Annotated in this window: 14 protein-coding genes; 6 read left to right on the top strand and 8 right to left on the bottom strand. The window is 46.5% G+C overall.

What is annotated here, in order from left to right; all coding sequences use genetic code 11:
- Positions 1 to 80: 80 nt before the first annotated feature.
- Entirely contained in the window at positions 81 to 245 is a 165-nt protein-coding gene (locus M1D71_RS18980; protein WP_458127295.1) for a helix-turn-helix domain-containing protein, read from the bottom strand.
- 166 nt (positions 246 to 411) lie between these two features.
- On the opposite strand from M1D71_RS18980, the gene M1D71_RS18975 reads away from it, so the two are divergent.
- The gene (locus tag M1D71_RS18975) at positions 412 to 681 is read left to right on the top strand and encodes a DUF6809 family protein (protein WP_458123213.1); all 270 of its coding nucleotides are present in this window, start codon (positions 412 to 414) and stop codon (positions 679 to 681) included.
- A 138-nt stretch (positions 682 to 819) separates the two neighbouring features.
- Here M1D71_RS18975 and M1D71_RS18970 read toward each other — a convergent pair whose 3' ends face one another.
- Together M1D71_RS18970 and M1D71_RS18965 are read right to left on the bottom strand one after the other, a co-directional pair.
- Positions 820 to 2,181, bottom strand: coding sequence for a right-handed parallel beta-helix repeat-containing protein (locus M1D71_RS18970; protein WP_458123212.1), 1,362 nt, complete (start codon positions 2,179 to 2,181; stop codon positions 820 to 822).
- 568 nt (positions 2,182 to 2,749) lie between these two features.
- Entirely contained in the window at positions 2,750 to 4,342 is a 1,593-nt protein-coding gene (locus tag M1D71_RS18965) for a catalase (protein ID WP_458123211.1), read from the bottom strand.
- A 206-nt stretch (positions 4,343 to 4,548) separates the two neighbouring features.
- On the opposite strand from M1D71_RS18965, the gene M1D71_RS18960 reads away from it, so the two are divergent.
- Positions 4,549 to 6,513 (top strand): ATP-dependent DNA helicase, encoded by a 1,965-nt coding sequence (locus tag M1D71_RS18960; protein WP_458123210.1) that lies wholly within the window; start codon positions 4,549 to 4,551, stop codon positions 6,511 to 6,513.
- A gap of 189 nt (positions 6,514 to 6,702) precedes the next feature.
- Here the strand turns inward: M1D71_RS18960 and cysK are convergent, their stop codons facing one another.
- The 4 genes from cysK to M1D71_RS18940 form a co-directional block, all read right to left on the bottom strand.
- Positions 6,703 to 7,659 (bottom strand): cysteine synthase A, encoded by a 957-nt coding sequence (gene cysK / locus M1D71_RS18955; protein WP_458123209.1) that lies wholly within the window; start codon positions 7,657 to 7,659, stop codon positions 6,703 to 6,705.
- A gap of 214 nt (positions 7,660 to 7,873) precedes the next feature.
- Positions 7,874 to 8,257, bottom strand: a complete 384-nt coding sequence (locus tag M1D71_RS18950; protein ID WP_458123208.1) for a hypothetical protein — start codon at positions 8,255 to 8,257, stop codon at positions 7,874 to 7,876.
- Between the two features lie 476 nt (positions 8,258 to 8,733).
- Positions 8,734 to 8,967 carry a hypothetical protein gene (locus M1D71_RS18945; RefSeq protein ID WP_017687536.1) on the bottom strand — a complete coding sequence of 78 codons (234 nt, stop codon included), beginning with the start codon at positions 8,965 to 8,967 and terminating at the stop codon, positions 8,734 to 8,736.
- Positions 8,964 to 10,001 (bottom strand): nucleotide-binding protein, encoded by a 1,038-nt coding sequence (locus M1D71_RS18940; RefSeq protein ID WP_458123207.1) that lies wholly within the window; start codon positions 9,999 to 10,001, stop codon positions 8,964 to 8,966. Before M1D71_RS18940 ends, M1D71_RS18945 begins: the two co-directional genes overlap by 4 nt.
- Before the next feature lie 910 nt (positions 10,002 to 10,911).
- On the opposite strand from M1D71_RS18940, the gene M1D71_RS18935 reads away from it, so the two are divergent.
- A complete protein-coding gene (locus M1D71_RS18935) occupies positions 10,912 to 11,646 on the top strand; it encodes a YitT family protein (protein WP_458123206.1) in 735 nt (244 codons plus the stop codon).
- A 173-nt stretch (positions 11,647 to 11,819) separates the two neighbouring features.
- On the opposite strand, the gene M1D71_RS18930 is transcribed toward M1D71_RS18935, so the two are convergent.
- Positions 11,820 to 12,290 carry a DUF2188 domain-containing protein gene (locus M1D71_RS18930; RefSeq protein WP_458123205.1) on the bottom strand — a complete coding sequence of 157 codons (471 nt, stop codon included), beginning with the start codon at positions 12,288 to 12,290 and terminating at the stop codon, positions 11,820 to 11,822.
- Between the two features lie 169 nt (positions 12,291 to 12,459).
- On the opposite strand from M1D71_RS18930, the gene M1D71_RS18925 reads away from it, so the two are divergent.
- The 3 genes from M1D71_RS18925 to pabB all read left to right on the top strand — a co-directional run bounded on the left by M1D71_RS18925 (position 12,460) and on the right by pabB (position 16,266).
- Entirely contained in the window at positions 12,460 to 13,260 is an 801-nt protein-coding gene (locus M1D71_RS18925) for a lipid II flippase Amj family protein (protein WP_458123204.1), read from the top strand.
- A 576-nt stretch (positions 13,261 to 13,836) separates the two neighbouring features.
- On the top strand, positions 13,837 to 14,442 hold the full coding sequence (locus M1D71_RS18920) for an anthranilate synthase component II (RefSeq protein ID WP_458123203.1): 606 nt from the start codon (positions 13,837 to 13,839) through the stop codon (positions 14,440 to 14,442).
- Between the two features lie 27 nt (positions 14,443 to 14,469).
- On the top strand, positions 14,470 to 16,266 hold the full coding sequence (gene pabB, locus M1D71_RS18915) for an aminodeoxychorismate synthase component I (RefSeq protein WP_458123202.1): 1,797 nt from the start codon (positions 14,470 to 14,472) through the stop codon (positions 16,264 to 16,266).
- Positions 16,267 to 16,268 lie beyond the last annotated feature (2 nt).

The following is a 16,268-nucleotide window of genomic DNA, read 5'->3' as shown; positions in this document are numbered from 1 at the left end:
CATAATTATATTTTTGTTAGAAACTATGACTTTCAGTTAGTTTTGTATAGTGTCAATTTATGTTCAGAAATCAATTTGAATTAACTTGAAGAATATGGATTTTTTATATCCGTCCTATTCAAAAGATAATCAGTGCTGGTCTGATGATAGTCTGCCAGCTTAATCAATATAGTCGTTGGAATGTCCAATTCACCACGTTCATAATTGCTATAGACACGTTGACTACAGCCAAGATAGGCGGCCATTTGTGTTTGGGATAAGTCTTTGTCTTCACGCAAATTGCGTATACGAGCGTACATTATCATCACCTCACCAATATCATACTTTAGCGTGTTATCCGCTATTGATTTTTAGCGGAAAATCCGCTAAAGTATAGTGAGAATAGTTGGAAAAAGACTAGGTGGGGATAATATGTCAAACCTGATCGAGGATTTGTTTCACGGGAACCTGCGGTTGGACGAGTCGATTCATCCTGAGCAAGCTGAGTATCAGGAGATCAATCGCCAGATATCGGACCTGATGCAGGACTACAAAACACAGCTTACGGGGAACGAATACGATGCCTTGGAACAACTGATCGACTTGATCGGACAATCCACGTCCATGTATGTGGAAGCGGCGTTTGAGCAAGGTTTTCGCACAGGCGGCAGACTCATCATTGAGGTTTTAGGCAAAACGTAAGTATTTATCTATCTACTCTATAAGCCAGCAGACAATACACAGCAAATCAAAAGTCCCCTTCTCCATCACCAGCAATCGGCTGGCATGGGGGAGGGGACTTTGCTTTATAAATTATTCTTTTATCTTACTAGCTACCCCCTATCTCGCACCAATATTCGTACCCGATGGCGTACCCGATCCAATCAGATCACTGCCGTTCGCAAGCTTGAGGAAATTGCCCAGGACAGGTGTTCCGTCCGCGCTACGTGTTACCGAAGGCACGAGGGAGACAAAGTCGGCTGCGCTGGCGAGCAGGCCTTTGGCGTTCTCGCTTTTTTTGTTCTTCCACCAGACGTTAGTGCTGCTGACGTCGGTTCCACTCGTTTTGTCGCTAGCGCCGCCTTGGAAGGACAGGTTGTTGGTGAAGATGTGGGTGCCTACATCAAAGGCAAAGTTGCTTTGCCCATTGTTCCAGGAGGTGTTGTTTTTCATCTGGATCGAACCGGGATTGCTGTTATAGGTGAAGCCATGCTTTTTGTTATTAAAGGCAATACTGTTCTCGACAATATGATTCACGGCGATTTTCTCGCCTCCGAGCTTGAAGCCATTGCCATCGCTATCCGAGGTTGATGTTCCGTCCGAAGTTTGTCCATTGTTGTACGCAATACTGTTACGAATGGTTACTGCACCAATGGCGCCCGTGTCTGTCTTGCTGTACAGATCCCAGCCATCGTCCACATTATACGCGGCGATACAACCGTCGAACAGGTTACCAGGGCCTACCGTCAATTTGGCGGCAAAACCATCGGCATCTTCTCCATTATCCGGGTCATAGTTATCATGGGAGTACGAACGAATCACTTCATTATACGCAGGCCATTCACTCTTGGCGGCAGTAGAAGCATAACGTCCCATTTGAATTCCCGTATCCCGGTTATGATGAGCTTCGATCTGTTCCAGGCGGTTATAGCTGCCCCCGATGAAGATCCCGTTGTCGCCCGCGCCCTTAACTTCAAGCCCTTTAACGAACCAGTAGTCTCCGAACATTTGCAGCCCGCGGTTGGTAGAAGCGAAGGCTTGGGCTGAGAAATCAAAGACCGGTTTTTCTGATCCATACGCCACCAGATTTTTGCGCTGCCCTGAAGTACCGCTGTTGCCTCGTTGAATCGTAACCGTTTCCGAGAAATTGTAGGTACCTCCGCGTAGATAGATCGTTTTACCCGGTGCAATCTGGGTCAATGCGTTAGCGAGTGACGTAGGGCTGTTCAGTGTTCCCGGATTGCTGGCTGAGCCGTCAGGAGACACATACAGATCACCAGCGGCAAGTGCGATATTCGAAGTCGCTACCGATTCAGAGGGATTTAGTAAACTGCTCTCGATCAGTTCCGCAGCACCAGCCGATCCACCACCAATCAATAATAGAGGGAACGCGGCGCTCAGACAGATCTGGGCCATTTTCGATTTCAGAGAACGTTCGGATCGTACAGATGCATGAGTAGATGTAGATGGGAATAATTTCATTACGCAAACCTCCTTGGTTAATTGGGAATAGAATGAAGAGCATGTGGTAGCCGTGTACCAGACCGTTATCCATGAGATAAGTCATGCCGGCTGGCTAGATGCAATCTCTAGGACACAGTTTTATGGTAAATGTTGTAAGCGTTATCATCAATAATCATCTGATCAGATGGAGTTACATGCAGGCAGGTCAGGCCTGGAAGCTTCCAATGCCTGTAATATCACGGGGGTTATGTAATCTTTCCATTGGGTGATAGCTCTCATTTAACGAAGAATCATCTGAAATGAACGTAAAGAAGCACGCTTTTCCATTCTCAGAGCACCAGTCTTACCTTTGATCCACTCAGATGAACTTCATTTAATTTAAAATAAATAGCAACATGCATCCTGAAGTGGAGATTAGGAGATTACAATCAAGTTAATCATAAAAAAGCCCCGATAGCAGCTGCAACTGGCAACATGACAATCAGGGCTATGTTTAATTCAGAACGCAATCTGCTTATCCAAAATACTCACATGTACTAACGTTGTCAGACTCATCAATCATCAGTCTAAACGCTGTCCACCTACCTTAATAACCGTCCGTCTCACGACTGCGTTTCTCCGCTTGCTCGACGCTTGGTTCATGTTTCGGTTGAACCGTTGCACTATCATCGGTTGGCACAGAGGCCAGCCCTTCAGAGACGCGCCGACCGTAATCGGCATCGGCCTGGGTGAAGTAAGAGATCATACTCTCCCGGATATCCGGTTTGCATTGTGCCAATGCGCTTACCATGTTACTGATCAGCTCATCCCGCTCCCAATCCTCGAACGCCCGGTACGTATCTCCCGCCTGACCAAAGTCATTCGTACGCTCAATCTTCTCGCGGACAAGTCGGCCTTCCACCAGGGGTTCATGATCCTTGCCACGAGGGGTTGCTTCCTTTAAGCCACCGAGCGATGAAGGTTCGTAATTGACATGCGGATTCTGACCTGGCGCCCGATCCACCTGATACTGCATTTGACCACCAGTCTGATTGGTAGCTACCCGATTTTTCGGTGCATTTACAGGCAGTTGCAGATAGTTCGAACCCACCCGATGACGCTGGGTATCCGAATAGGAGAAGGTGCGTCCTTGCAGTAGTTTGTCATCCGAGAAATCGAGCCCGTCCACCAGAACGCCTGTACCGAACGCTGCTTGCTCGACCTCATTGAAATAGTCTTCGGGATTACGATTCAGCGTCATTTTGCCCACGGGTAGAAAAGGAAACTGATCCTGCGGCCACAGCTTGGTCGGGTCCAGCGGGTCGAAGTCCAACTCTGGATGCTCGCCGTCCTCCATCACCTGAACGCACAGCTCCCATTCGGGATAGTCCCCTTGTTCAATGGCGTGATACAGATCCAACGTCGCATGATTGAAGTTCACTCCCTGAATCTCGGTCGCGTCTTTTTGCAGCAGGTTGCGTATCCCTTGATTGAGCGGTTCCCAGTGATATTTGATGAGTACGCCCGTGCCTTCCTGATTGACCCATTTATATGTATTGACACCCGACCCCTGCATCTGCCGATAATTGGCCGGAATTCCCCACGGAGAGAAGAGGAATGTCACCATATGGGTAGCTTCAGGACTTAGCGAGACAAAATCGAAAAACCGCTCCATATCCTGTGCATTGGTTAACGGGTCGGGCTTGAAGGCATGTACCATATCCGGGAATTTGAGCGGGTCGCGAATGAAAAAGATTTTCAGGTTGTTACCCACCAGATCCCAGTTGCCGTCTTCCGTATAGAATTTTACAGCAAACCCGCGCGGGTCCCGAAGGGTCTCCGGTGAGTGCCCGCCGTGAATAACGGTGGAGAACCGAACGAATACGGGCGTTTTTTTGCCTTTTTCCTGGAACAGACGTGCACGTGTGTACTTCGATACCGGTTCATCCCCGGCCGTTCCATACGCTTCAAATACACCATGAGCGCCAGCGCCGCGGGCATGAACCACTCGTTCTGTAATACGTTCGCGGTCAAAATGCGTGATCTTCTCGAGAAAATGATAATTCTCCAGTGTAGTGGGCCCCCGGCTGCCAACAGTTCGTACATTCTGATTGTCCGTGATCGGGTGACCTTGTCGATCTGTTAATGTCTCAGCTGCCTTGTCTGAGGAATGCTCTGGTTGTGAAGACTGATGATTCATGGAGTGGAGCACCGCCTTTCCTTAAAGTGGATTCTAATATATAATTTCCCTGAAAATTGGTTCTATACATTGAACCTCGCAAATAACCTAGCAAAAAAAAGCTTGTCACCCGATTCATCACGTGAGATAATTAACTTTTGCCCTGCGGCCTTTTTTGAACGGAAAATGAAAGAGGACCGCGTCTAAGAATGGAGGCTGACCTAGGATTGTCTACACAACGTTATCCTTTTGCATATGATCCGGCTGAACCTTTTGTATCCCGTCTGGGAGAGTGGGTTGCTGATGTTTTTTACGATATTTTGCCAGAGTTCGGCTTCGAGGTACGGGATGAACAGATTTTTATGGCGTACCAGCTCGAACGGGCCTTTGGAGATAAAAAGACTATTATGGCTGAGGCCGGTGTAGGAACAGGCAAGACGTTAGTCTATCTGCTCTATGCAGTCTGTTATGCACGTTATACGGGCAAACCGGCGGTGATCGCCTGTGCCGATGAGTCCTTGATTGAACAGCTCGTGAAGCCCGGCGGAGATATTGCGAAGCTGGCTGCACATTTGGATTTGGAAGTGGACGCACGTCTGGGCAAATCACCAGACCAATACGTCTGTCTGAACAAATTAAGTGCGGTGCGATTCGCGGATGAGGATGCGCCTGTCATTGAAGAAGTGCATGAGAGCCTTCCGGATTTTGTGAATACGCCGGGTACGCTTCAGGCTTTCCATCCGTATGGTGACCGCAAACAGTATCCGCATCTGAATGATCGCCAGTGGAACAAAATTAACTGGGACCCGTTCCAGGATTGCTTCGTTTGTCCAAAACGTCAACGCTGCGGACTAACGCTGTCGCGTGACCATTACCGCCGTTCCAAGGACATCATCATCTGTTCCCATGACTATTACATGGAGCATATCTGGACCTATGATGCGCGCAAACGCGAGGGACAATTGCCACTGCTGCCAGATCACAGCTCAGTTGTATTTGATGAAGGACATTTGCTGGAAGAAGCAGCCCTGAACGCACTGAGTTACAAATTGAAACACCGGATCTTCGAGGAACTCGTGACTCGCCTGCTTGAAGGAGAGATTCGTGAATCCCTCGCGGAGCGTGTGGATGAAGCGATTGAGAGCAGTGAGCGACTGTTTGCGTTGCTGGATACGTACACGGTGGCGATTCCGGGATCGGAACGGAAAGAAGTTCGGGTAGAGCCGCCACTGCTGCGTGAGATTGAACGTCTAACCAGTGTGCTGGATGCGATTGGCGAAGAATTGGTATTTGAGAGCGGATTGTTCTCGCTGGATGGGTACCAGATGCGTGTCGTTGAGGAACATTTGGACATGATTCAGTCTGCACTTGCGTTGTTCCGTAAGGAAGACGGCTACATCTGCTGGGCGGAAGAGAGTGAAGATGAGACGACATTATCGATCATGCCGCGTACGGTGAAGGAAATGCTGAATGAGCGTGTGTTCAATACAGGCATTCCAATCGTGTTCTCCTCTGCAACGTTATCCGTGGATAGTTCATTCCGCTATGTGGCGGACAGCCTGGGCATTGATGATTTTGTATCCTTCTCCGTCGCATCACCATATGATTACGCCGACAAAATGCAGATGAAGATTACCAATGAGGCCGTGCCAGGCCACCCGGAGAACGAAAATCGCATGCGGGATGCAGTATCTTTACTTCAGGAGAGTGGGGGCCGTGCACTGATCCTGTTCCGTACGATGGAGGAATTGCGTGCGTTCAAGCAAGACATTGTTCATGTCCCTGAAGCAGAAGGGTTGCGCTTTATGTACGAGGGTGACCGGGAGATCAGTGACCTGATTGCAGCGTTCCAGCAGGATGAGGAGAGTGTGCTGTGCTCCGTCAATCTGTGGGAAGGACTGGACGTTCCAGGACCGTCATTATCCAACGTTATGATCTGGTCGCTTCCTTATCCGCCACAGGACCCTGTCTTCAATGCGAAACGCAGTGCATCGGCAGCACCTTACGAAGAGATTGATCTTCCGTATATGCTCCTGCGTGTGAAGCAAGGTCTCGGACGTCTGATTCGGACGAGCACGGATTCCGGTTCTGCGGTCATTCTCGATGAATCGCTGTATACCAAAAAGGAAGCCAAAGACCGCATTGCGGCTCTGCTCCCCGAAGGTGTGGAATGGACAACCCTGACACACTAATTAGTGTTAGATGTTATAGCGAATATACTTTTTAATGTTTTCACATTTTTTAAAAGTGATATTTGCCTTCATAAAGTCCTTGTTCTCTGCGGATTAAACATTCGTAGGGGAGCAAGGGCTTTTTTGCGTTGTTCAGGCTTTTTTGTTCTTTTACATGTTTCGTTTTGTTGAATTCCTAATGCCTTTTTGTTAAAAAATACCCATGCTCAGATACCGTTCCCCGGTATCCGGCGCAATGCAGAGCACCCGGTGTCCAGGCCCCAGTTCCTTCGCGATGCGAAGGGCGGCCCACACCGAAGCACCAGAGGAAGGGCCGAGCAGCAGCCCTTCCCGGGCAGCAAGCTGCCGCATCGTATCCAGTGCATCCTCATCGGACACCTGGATAATGGCATCCCACACGTCGGTATTCAGGATGTCCGGAATGAACCCCGGACTTGTACCGACGAGCTTGTGTGGTCCGGGCTCGCCACCGGACAGCACTGGAGAGCCTTTTGGCTCCACCGCATAGATACGGATATCGGGCAACTGCTTGCGCAGTTCTTCCCCCGTTCCGGTAATGGTTCCGCCAGTTCCAGCGGTGGCAATAAAAGCATCCAGTTTGCCATCCATCTGCTGCATAATCTCGGGAGCCGTGGTGACCCGGTGAATATCCGGGTTCGCTTGATTCTCAAACTGCTGCGGAATGAAACTTCCCGGAATATCTGCCTGAAGTTCTTTCGCTTTGCGAATCGCACCTGGCATCCGCTCGGCAGCGGGGGTGAGCACCACATCTGCACCATAGGCTTTCAGGATATTGATGCGTTCCTTGGACATGTTGTCCGGCATGATCAAAATGGCTTTATACCCTTTGGCAGCAGCGTTCATCGCAAGACCGATGCCGGTATTACCACTGGTTGGTTCAATAATGGTTGCTCCGGGGAGCAGCAGTCCTGCCCGTTCAGCCTGAACGACCAGGTTGTAGGCCGCACGGTCTTTGACACTGCCACTTGGGTTGAAGTATTCCAGTTTCACGTATACGTCAGCGGATTCGCTGCCTGTGAGTCGGTTCAGTTTTACGGCAGGTGTCTGGCCGATCAATTCGGTCACATCTGCGGCAATGCCTGTATGTGCGGGTGTTAGCTTAGTCGAATGTGTGTTCAAATCCATGAAGTACAGCTCCTTGATTGATAAGACGTTGAGAGTATATCCGGGTTGAAATCAAGTCCATCTGAACAAGTCTGTCCGCCATTGATGGCAAGTAGGCTTGTTTTTATTTATAGGAATTGAACTCAGTTCAAGCCTTATTGGATTGGTTGGATATTCTATTCCATCTTAATGAACGTAACCTTCCGTGGTCAACTTGTTTTGCTGGGGATGGATATCAACTCTGCGCCAGGTCCATCTGCAGATGCCGACTGAGTTCTTTTTTGACTTCATTGCGTGCGAACGTCCATAACATGTAGAAACGTTGCCAATACCCCCTGCACATGTACAGGGTTTCGATTCCATCGGCCTCACGTTTCTCTTCCAACACTTTGACACCGCGAGTTCTCATCTGCTTGCGAAGTTCCAACATCTCCTTGAGCACATTGTTCTGAATACGGGTCAGTGAGAGAATGTAGACTTCAGGCATCTTAAGTGACAATGTATCCAGTGTGCGAATATCCCGTTCAAGTACATCCAGCAATAGCGTGCGCACAACCAGACCTTTAATCAGGCTGTGGTCTTCATCCGCAGGGGATGGGGCGAAAGTAGAGGATGTCATATGTTCACTTCCTTAACCTTTAATTGGAATTTTTTGTTTACAGAACATGTGTTCCTATATTATAATCAATATATGTAATGGAGATACACAATACAACCGAGAAATATTGGAAGCAAGCACTAGCGCATTTTCCTGAAGATACAGATAGTAAATGAAGCTAAGGCTTTAAGGACAAGCTCACTCCAAAATTAGGTATAATTTATGGGTTTTGCAGGAAACCTAAGGCCATAAACCAAATGAGCCTTATGCAATGCAGTCTGCTACAGAAGTAATTACAAAAAATGAATTAAAGCAATTAAAAGCAACGAATTACAATAATGATTCAGGATGATTTGCCGCAACCCGATGATGCCAGGTCAACGAGAAGAAGCAGTTCTATTTTGACGAAAATGAGCAACAAAAAGGCCCCTGCCTTGGGCGGCGGGGCCTATGGAATACTGCCGATTCAGCGGCAGGTTTGATGATGTGTACAGAAATTAAGCAAGATATTGAGGCTTTTCGTAGAACGCCTCTTTTTCAAGGATGACCTTATAAGGTCTTTCCTTGCCCTTCAGGGAGGGCCCAATGGTAGTTAGCGGTACGGCCGGCTTGTGGAAACGATCTTCTTCCTTGGGTTCCGGAACCGGTCGTGATGATTCGGGCGCAGAACTGAGGCGTACCTTTTTTTCGCTGCCCCAGCGCTTGCTTATTTTTTTCGTTTCCGGTTTCATTCCGGTTCGCCTCCTAACAAATCGTTGATGGCGTTGAACAGTTGACGATTCTGTAGGTCAATCTGCTGAAATACCGCCTCATCCGCTTCAATATGTCCAATAATGTGAACGGTGATTACATACCTCTTGGCTACAGGATAGCATAGCAAATATTCTTTCTCAAGGTAATCATCATACAGATTGATCTTGATCTTGTTTTCCCGGTAAGAATCAATCACCAGGATGCGCTTGGGATCATCCGGTTGTTTGTCGTCATTAGCGGACAAGTCATACTTTCTCCCCGGTTCTCCAACATTACCACATAATTGCTCAATATAACCACTGTCATCTGTACGGTATATGGCTGTGCCACGTACGGCAAATGGAGGGTTAGAGACAAAGGCGGTACGCAGGGCATCGCTCATTCGCTCCAGCATTTTGGCATCTGCTTTGCGGGTACGCAGCAATTCCCTAAAGAACCGCAGCAACTTGAGCAGTTGTAACCTTGCTTCTCCCTCAGTACGCTTGTGCTTCTCGATGATATTCTCCAATTCTGGATCACTCCAGCGTCCTTGTTCCTCAATACTGTCTGCGATTTTGGAACAAGCCACCGAGACAGCTGGCGCCCACTTTCCGTCAGAACGAATTTCATACACGAGTGGATTTAATCCCAGCAAATCTGTGGGCATACGCAATCCCTCGACTTTGGTCGTGTCCTTGATGTCCGTAATATCTTCAGGAAGAATGAAAAAAATACGCTTTCGTCCCAGACGGCCCATAAACAGACCCATTTCAAGCATTGTATTATCCCGGACCGACGCGTAGTACTTCCCGCGAATTTTGGATATATCATCCGGATGAAAAATAAAAATGGCAAAGTCTGTTGTACGGACTTCTGCTTCCAGGTCGTCCATGGTATAGCTGCTTGGATTAAAAACTCCAGAGTACCAGGGGGTGACTTCAGCTGAGAAACGTAAGTTTTCGTGTACTGCGGCTGCAATCGGCTTGGCTTCCAGCGAGCAGCCAATAAAGACTCTTGGCTTTAACGTTTTCATCAATCCGCCTCGCTTAAACGGTAGTGGGATTCAATTGTTATATTATACCATAAACAGCAGAGTAAGTATGGAAACGTTTGAGCTGGACCGATAATAAGCCGATTACGTTTGCTATAGTGTATGTTCAAAAGGATAATGATTCCTTAACAAACCCCCAGAAAATAAAAAAAGGCCCCATTTTGTCACAGTTGGGTGACTGACAGTTATTTTTGTGAGCTTTAGTCATAGAATAAAGGAGCAGGTTGCACCATTAGCAAGCATTGCTTATCCTGGTGTTGCTGTACGACTGCTGGAGCAGTCCAAAGGCTGCTTTATGCGCGTTTTTGAGGGGTCTGCTGTTTAGACCCGGTCACGTTGGTGTTATATAATAGAAGAACAAGCAAGTTAGCTTTGGTGTTTAAATTGATTTAATTGCAACTGCTGTAAGTTGGAGATAGAATTTACACAAGAACGAAGAGTGCAGAACCCATCTGTAGAAGCGAAGCGCTCGCATTTGTCAACGGATTTTCCCTTTAGAAAAAGGGAATCGAAAAAATCCGGAGATAACAGCGATCGAAAGAGGGTACTGGAATCGAAGTGATAAGTGTAAAGTTAAATATTCAAGCTTCTGCATTGTTGTTATTTTTCAGTTTAACCAAGCACAGCTAACCACAACAGAACAGAAAGGATCAGGATACCATGAGTTCCCGAAGGACAATCTCCCCAAGGACGATCTGGAAACGTTACGATCTCTCATACACATAGCGCCCCTTGTAGAGTACACCAACCGGTTCAAAAAAACGGCTGACTCTGCGAAAGAGGGGATTGGAATGAATATTCGAAGGACGTACACGATGATTTTTTCCAGGCTTGCCTTTTGCAGGGTACGGTCGGTCTAAAAAACCAACCTACAAACTGCGAGGGAACCTGAATGAAGAGAACATCGTTAACCTTACAACACGTTAAAACAGAGGCGATCAAGTTCGCCATTATGCTGCTCGGTACATTTATTTTAGCTTTTGCCTATTATCACATTAACTTTCAGAATCATTTATCGGAGGGCGGATTTGTTGGTCTGGCCCTGCTCGGAAAATACGCAACAGGCTTATCACCTGCTATCGGTATGTTGTTACTGGACATTCCGGTCATGATCCTGGCTTGGTTCCTCAAAGGCTGGAAATTCATGATTCAGGCATTGCTTGGCGTCGGTGCATTTTCCCTATTCTATGACGGCTTTGAACGATACTCCACACTCGTGATGTCGTTTAACGGAAATCTGTGGATTCCGGCAGTTCTATCCGGTCTAATGACAGGGTTAGGTGCTGGGATCGTGCTTCGATTCGGTGGAGCGACAGGCGGAGACGATATTCTCGCCGTGCTGGTTAGTCGCTGGAAGGGATGGAAGCTGGGAACAGTTTTCTTTGTCAGTGATGCTTTTGTATTGGGATTGTCGCTTTTCTTTCTTCCGGTAAAAGAAACTTTATATACGATTCTGGCCGTATGGATCGCCAGCAAAGTCATTACGTACGTCGTTAGTGTTCCGGCTCGCGGAACCGTGGTTACGACTTCAGCTGTGAAACTGCCGGTGCCATCGGCTGCAGCCAAAGCAGTTAATGCTGCTGCTGTTTCACAACGGACTACGGTGGCTAGAGGGGTATCCCATTGACCATACGTTTCAGAACAACCATAACCTGTGTGCATCATATTCAGGTCTTGATAGTTAAAGTTCAAATAAAATCCCCTTTGTCTGCTCTTCAGCAGCAAAAGGGGATTTTATTGTTTTCGCTCATACAATCCGTGGTGAATAATTTTGCCATTTTCCCATACCATCCGATTCATTCAGGGCTTGATCGAAGAAGCAATCTGACCATCCTGATTATGGATAATCGCTCGAATATTTTGTTTGTTACTAAGTTCTTTGGCCTTATCTACAGCTTCTGCCTTAGTATCAAATGCGGACAGATAGGTGGACTTGCCTTCTTCCTTGATCGCCCAACCGGAGTCGGTAGGCACGACATGGATGTTGTCATGACTTTTGGACGAAGAGACGGGCTCGGAATGACGACGCTCCGTAGAAGATGACTTGTTATGGTTGGAATTTTCGGAAGAAGTTGTGGAGTCCGATTTCGAACTTTCCGGTGTGGGATGATTCTCATCCCACTCTTCCGCCTTAGCTGTGGCAATGGCAATCGAGCGCCCTTCCTCATACCCGTCATCGAGTAGAGCATTCGCGATTTCAATTGCTTTGTGTCTGACACGTGGTTCCAGGTTCTTCATGGATACCGGATAATCCTGTTTGTTCCAAGGCATATGAACCCCTCCTGTACAATAATGGATTAGTTGTATATTACCCTGTGAGGGAAGGGATAAACGATGTTCCAGAAGGATCTCATTTCTATACTTTTGCAAGCGGGAGGAGTATAATGCTGTCCATGAAAGAAATAAGTTCAACAAAAGGAAGATAAAGGAGTACATACATATGTTTAGTCTTAGTCTGGCAATACCTATGCTGTTCACCATGCTGATTCATGCCGCAGACAGCTTGTCATATGCGCTGCGTCTTGGCGGACTACGCACCCGCAGAATCGCGCTGGCCATTTCACTGGCAGGTATCTTGCTGTTGGTTTCTCGAACCTCGAATATGGCCCAGGGCCCGATGGTAGGTAATCTGGTGGATACCGCAACGCGTGGGGCCAATCCACACTTTGCAGCGCAGTTGCATTGGTTAATGGGGGCGGCAACGATAGGAACGGCATTAGCCATATTGTGTTTCCCAACCATGGTGAAGCTCTCATCAAGAATGGTTGTGCATTTTGAAGCAGCCGGTTCCATCCCTGCAATGGTTCGCGGTATGCTGAAGCGAAGCAAGATTAGAAATGCAACGTATTACATCACCCCGCCATCCTGGAAGATGGCTAAACGATTGGTAAGGCATGGGATGCCAAGACGGTTAATGTTGCTGAATGTAGCGGTAACCGCAATCTACACCACGGGTGTCCTGTCCAGCTTGTACGCAGCTTACCTTTATCCAGCGCAGGCTGTAGCTGCATCCCAATCAACAGGGCTGATTAACGGAATAGCAACTATTTTGCTGACCATCCTGATTGATCCACGAATTTCCTTGCTCAGTGACAAATCATTACGTGGTGAGATTCGTTTGGATCGGATGAATCAGATCTACGGGTGTATGCTCGTATCCCGTCTGTTCGGCACAGTTTTAGCACAGTTGCTATTAATTCCATTTGCGTATTGGATCGGTTGGATTGTAAGTATGATGTGATAGAGGCTGGCCTTATCAGGAATGTATTCATACATCCCGAGGGCCAGTTTTTTTGTGAATTTTGGCTCAAAGTGATTCATAAAAAAGACAAAAAAACTCATTTTATATTGAAAATTTACATAATAAGTTATCAAAGTGCAAAATATTTAAAACAACAGTGGTATACTTGTTTAATATGGGTTATTATGAAATGGGTATTGGTTTTCACTTTAATTCCCAAGATATGATAATAATTACATGATACAGAATGTAAACACTTCAGATAACTTCCATTTTCTACCACAAAAAGGCAACCAGACAACGTTCTCTTTGCTTCTCCTTTACAAGTCACTTATTCCAAGGAATTAAACCTCTGATTCAATTTCACTAAAACTATAACGGATGACACTCTGCTAAAAACACAAACAATGAACAAAATTAAACCGAACAGTCTGTTTTTTTTGGAATTTTAGGATCTATATTTTTGATCAACTGCAATCAAAAAGGCTATACACATGGTGTTTTAAACAGAATAGTCAGTCTCTCAGCTCGTAAGTCATCCTTTTTCGAATTTCAATATTGGAGGGATACCTGCTTATGATCGTCATGATTGATAACTTTGATTCTTTCACGTATAACCTTGTGCAGTACTTCGCTGATTTGGGTGAGAGTGTAAACGTGTATCGTAATGATGCGATTACGGTAAAAGAATTGGAAGAGATATCGCCGGATTATATCGTAATTTCTCCAGGTCCATCTAATCCGTCTAATGCCGGAGTTTCTCTTGAAGTGATTCGATATTTTGCTGGAAAGATTCCGATTCTTGGTGTATGTCTTGGCCATCAGGCTATTGCTCAGGCATTTGGAGGAAAAGTGGAATCAGCCCGGCATCTGATGCACGGCAAGACCTCGGATATCTCGCATGATGGTAAAACGTTGTTTGAAGGTATGCCTGCCGTTCTGAACGTGGCAAGATACCACTCGCTTATTGTCAATCCTGATCTCCCGGAAGAATTGGAAGTTACCGCATGGTCCAGCGATGGGGAAGTGATGGGACTTCGTCATAAGAAATGGAGTATAGAAGGGGTTCAGTTCCATCCGGAATCCATTATTACGCCATCCGGCAAACAGATTCTGGCTAACTTTCTGCAGAACTGTTCTCAACAAAAGACGGAATCTGACTCAAGTTACGTTACGCTCTAAACCAACTTCTCAAGGAGGTATTCTTGAATGAATCAACCCGATGCCAATCCGTATATCTTATTTGATTTTGTAGGCGAGGATCGTTGTAAACAGCGTAAAATCTTCAGAAATCCTGTTGAAGTCATTAAAGCGACATCCATTGAAGAGGTAAAACCAGCGTTGCGGCAAATTCAGGACGCTGTTGATCAGGGGTATTATGCCGTAGGTTATGTGTCTTACGAGGCTGCGCCAGCTTTCGATCCCGCTTTTCGAGTTCATTCAGATGTAGTTTTACCGCTCATATGGTTTGGTATTTTTGGAGGGTATGATACAGGTTATGCATCTTCATCTGATGAATATCGGATCTCAGAATGGGAACCAACGGTTACAGAGAAGACCTATCATCAGAATATACATAAAATTCACGAGGCCATCGCGCGGGGAGACACCTATCAGGTCAATTATACGATGCGTCTTCGGTCGGAATATGAGGGTGACCCATACGCTTTTTATACAAAGCTATGTGATGCACAACAGGCGGATTACTCAGCCATGCTGCAGCTCGGTGATATCAGTATCTTGAGTGCTTCACCTGAATTATTTTTCAAAAAGAATGGAAATCAACTGGAGACTCGTCCGATGAAAGGAACAGTGAAACGGGGGTTCTACCAGGAACAGGATGACGAATTGGCTGACTGGCTGTATCAATCCCCCAAAAATCGGGCTGAAAATGTGATGATTACGGATTTACTCCGGAATGATCTTAGTGTTATTGCCGAGACGGGAAGTGTGCATGTCCCGAGACTTTTTGATATTGAGAAATATTATACTTTGTTTCAAATGACCTCTACCGTTACAGCAAATACCAGGTCGCACATACAGTTGGAAGACATGTTCTCAGCACTCTTTCCCTGCGGTTCCATCACTGGGGCACCGAAGATCAGCACAATGGACTTAATTTATGAACTTGAAGATACACCAAGGGAGATCTATTGCGGATCGATTGGCATGTTGAGTCCGGATGGTTCATCCGTTTTTAATGTAGCGATTCGGACCGTGTGGATTGATCATCAGCGGAATCAGGCTGAATATGGTGTGGGCGGAGGCATCACCTGGGATTCGACAGCTTCAGATGAATATGCAGAGGCCAAAACAAAAGCGTTGATGCTAACGGAACAAAAGCCATATTTTGAATTATTGGAATCGCTTCGATTGGAGAACGGACATTATTCCCTCTTGGAAAGGCACCTTGACCGGATGATGGAGTCTGCATCCTATTTTAACTTTGAGGCGATTAGAGAGGATATTCATAACCAACTGACTGCTTATGCCAACGAACATTCAACCGGCCTTCATAAGGTCAGAGTGTTGTTATCTCCAGTAGGACAAATTTCGGTTGAGAGCACGCCTCTTATTGAAACAAAAGAAACACAGACGGTAGCTCTCGCGAAATCATCAATTCTCTCCAGTCAGCGCTTCTTATATCACAAGACCACGTATCGGGACATGTATGATGTTCATCGTATGGCGTGTGGAGATGGCTATGATGTTCTGCTGTGGAATGAGCATAGGGAGCTTACTGAATTCACAACAGGAAATGTTGTCATTGAGCAACAGGGTAAAAAATATACTCCACCCAGAGATAGCGGATTATTAGCAGGTACATTACGAAATCAACTCCTGTATGACGGAGTTCTTGAGGAAAAGGTATTAACATACAGAGACATAACCGAGGCAACAAATATATGGCTCATCAATAGTGTTCGTGGGTGGATCCCCGTTGAAGTTTCACAGGAAAGTCTGGAGCATTCGTTACATGAACTCACCATTACCTCAGGGCAGTGAAA

This window comes from Paenibacillus sp. Z3-2, from assembly GCF_054161325.1.
This window is presented reverse-complemented; position numbering and strand designations above follow the sequence as displayed.

Bases quoted from the DNA above. Each gene is read 5' to 3' on its own strand.
- M1D71_RS18980 (WP_458127295.1), bottom strand. From the start codon at position 245: ATGGCCGCCTATCTTGGCTGTAGTCAACGTGTCTATAGCAATTATGAA.
- pabB (WP_458123202.1), top strand. From the start codon at position 14,470: ATGAATCAACCCGATGCCAATCCGTATATCTTATTTGATTTTGTAGGC.
- M1D71_RS18975 (WP_458123213.1), top strand. From the start codon at position 412: ATGTCAAACCTGATCGAGGATTTGTTTCACGGGAACCTGCGGTTGGAC.
- M1D71_RS18925 (WP_458123204.1), top strand. From the start codon at position 12,460: ATGTTTAGTCTTAGTCTGGCAATACCTATGCTGTTCACCATGCTGATT.
- M1D71_RS18950 (WP_458123208.1), bottom strand. From the start codon at position 8,257: ATGACATCCTCTACTTTCGCCCCATCCCCTGCGGATGAAGACCACAGC.
- cysK (WP_458123209.1), bottom strand. From the start codon at position 7,659: ATGGATTTGAACACACATTCGACTAAGCTAACACCCGCACATACAGGC.
- M1D71_RS18940 (WP_458123207.1), bottom strand. From the start codon at position 10,001: ATGAAAACGTTAAAGCCAAGAGTCTTTATTGGCTGCTCGCTGGAAGCC.
- M1D71_RS18930 (WP_458123205.1), bottom strand. From the start codon at position 12,290: ATGCCTTGGAACAAACAGGATTATCCGGTATCCATGAAGAACCTGGAA.
- M1D71_RS18965 (WP_458123211.1), bottom strand. From the start codon at position 4,342: ATGAATCATCAGTCTTCACAACCAGAGCATTCCTCAGACAAGGCAGCT.
- M1D71_RS18970 (WP_458123212.1), bottom strand. From the start codon at position 2,181: ATGAAATTATTCCCATCTACATCTACTCATGCATCTGTACGATCCGAA.
- M1D71_RS18935 (WP_458123206.1), top strand. From the start codon at position 10,912: ATGAAGAGAACATCGTTAACCTTACAACACGTTAAAACAGAGGCGATC.
- M1D71_RS18920 (WP_458123203.1), top strand. From the start codon at position 13,837: ATGATCGTCATGATTGATAACTTTGATTCTTTCACGTATAACCTTGTG.
- M1D71_RS18945 (WP_017687536.1), bottom strand. From the start codon at position 8,967: ATGAAACCGGAAACGAAAAAAATAAGCAAGCGCTGGGGCAGCGAAAAA.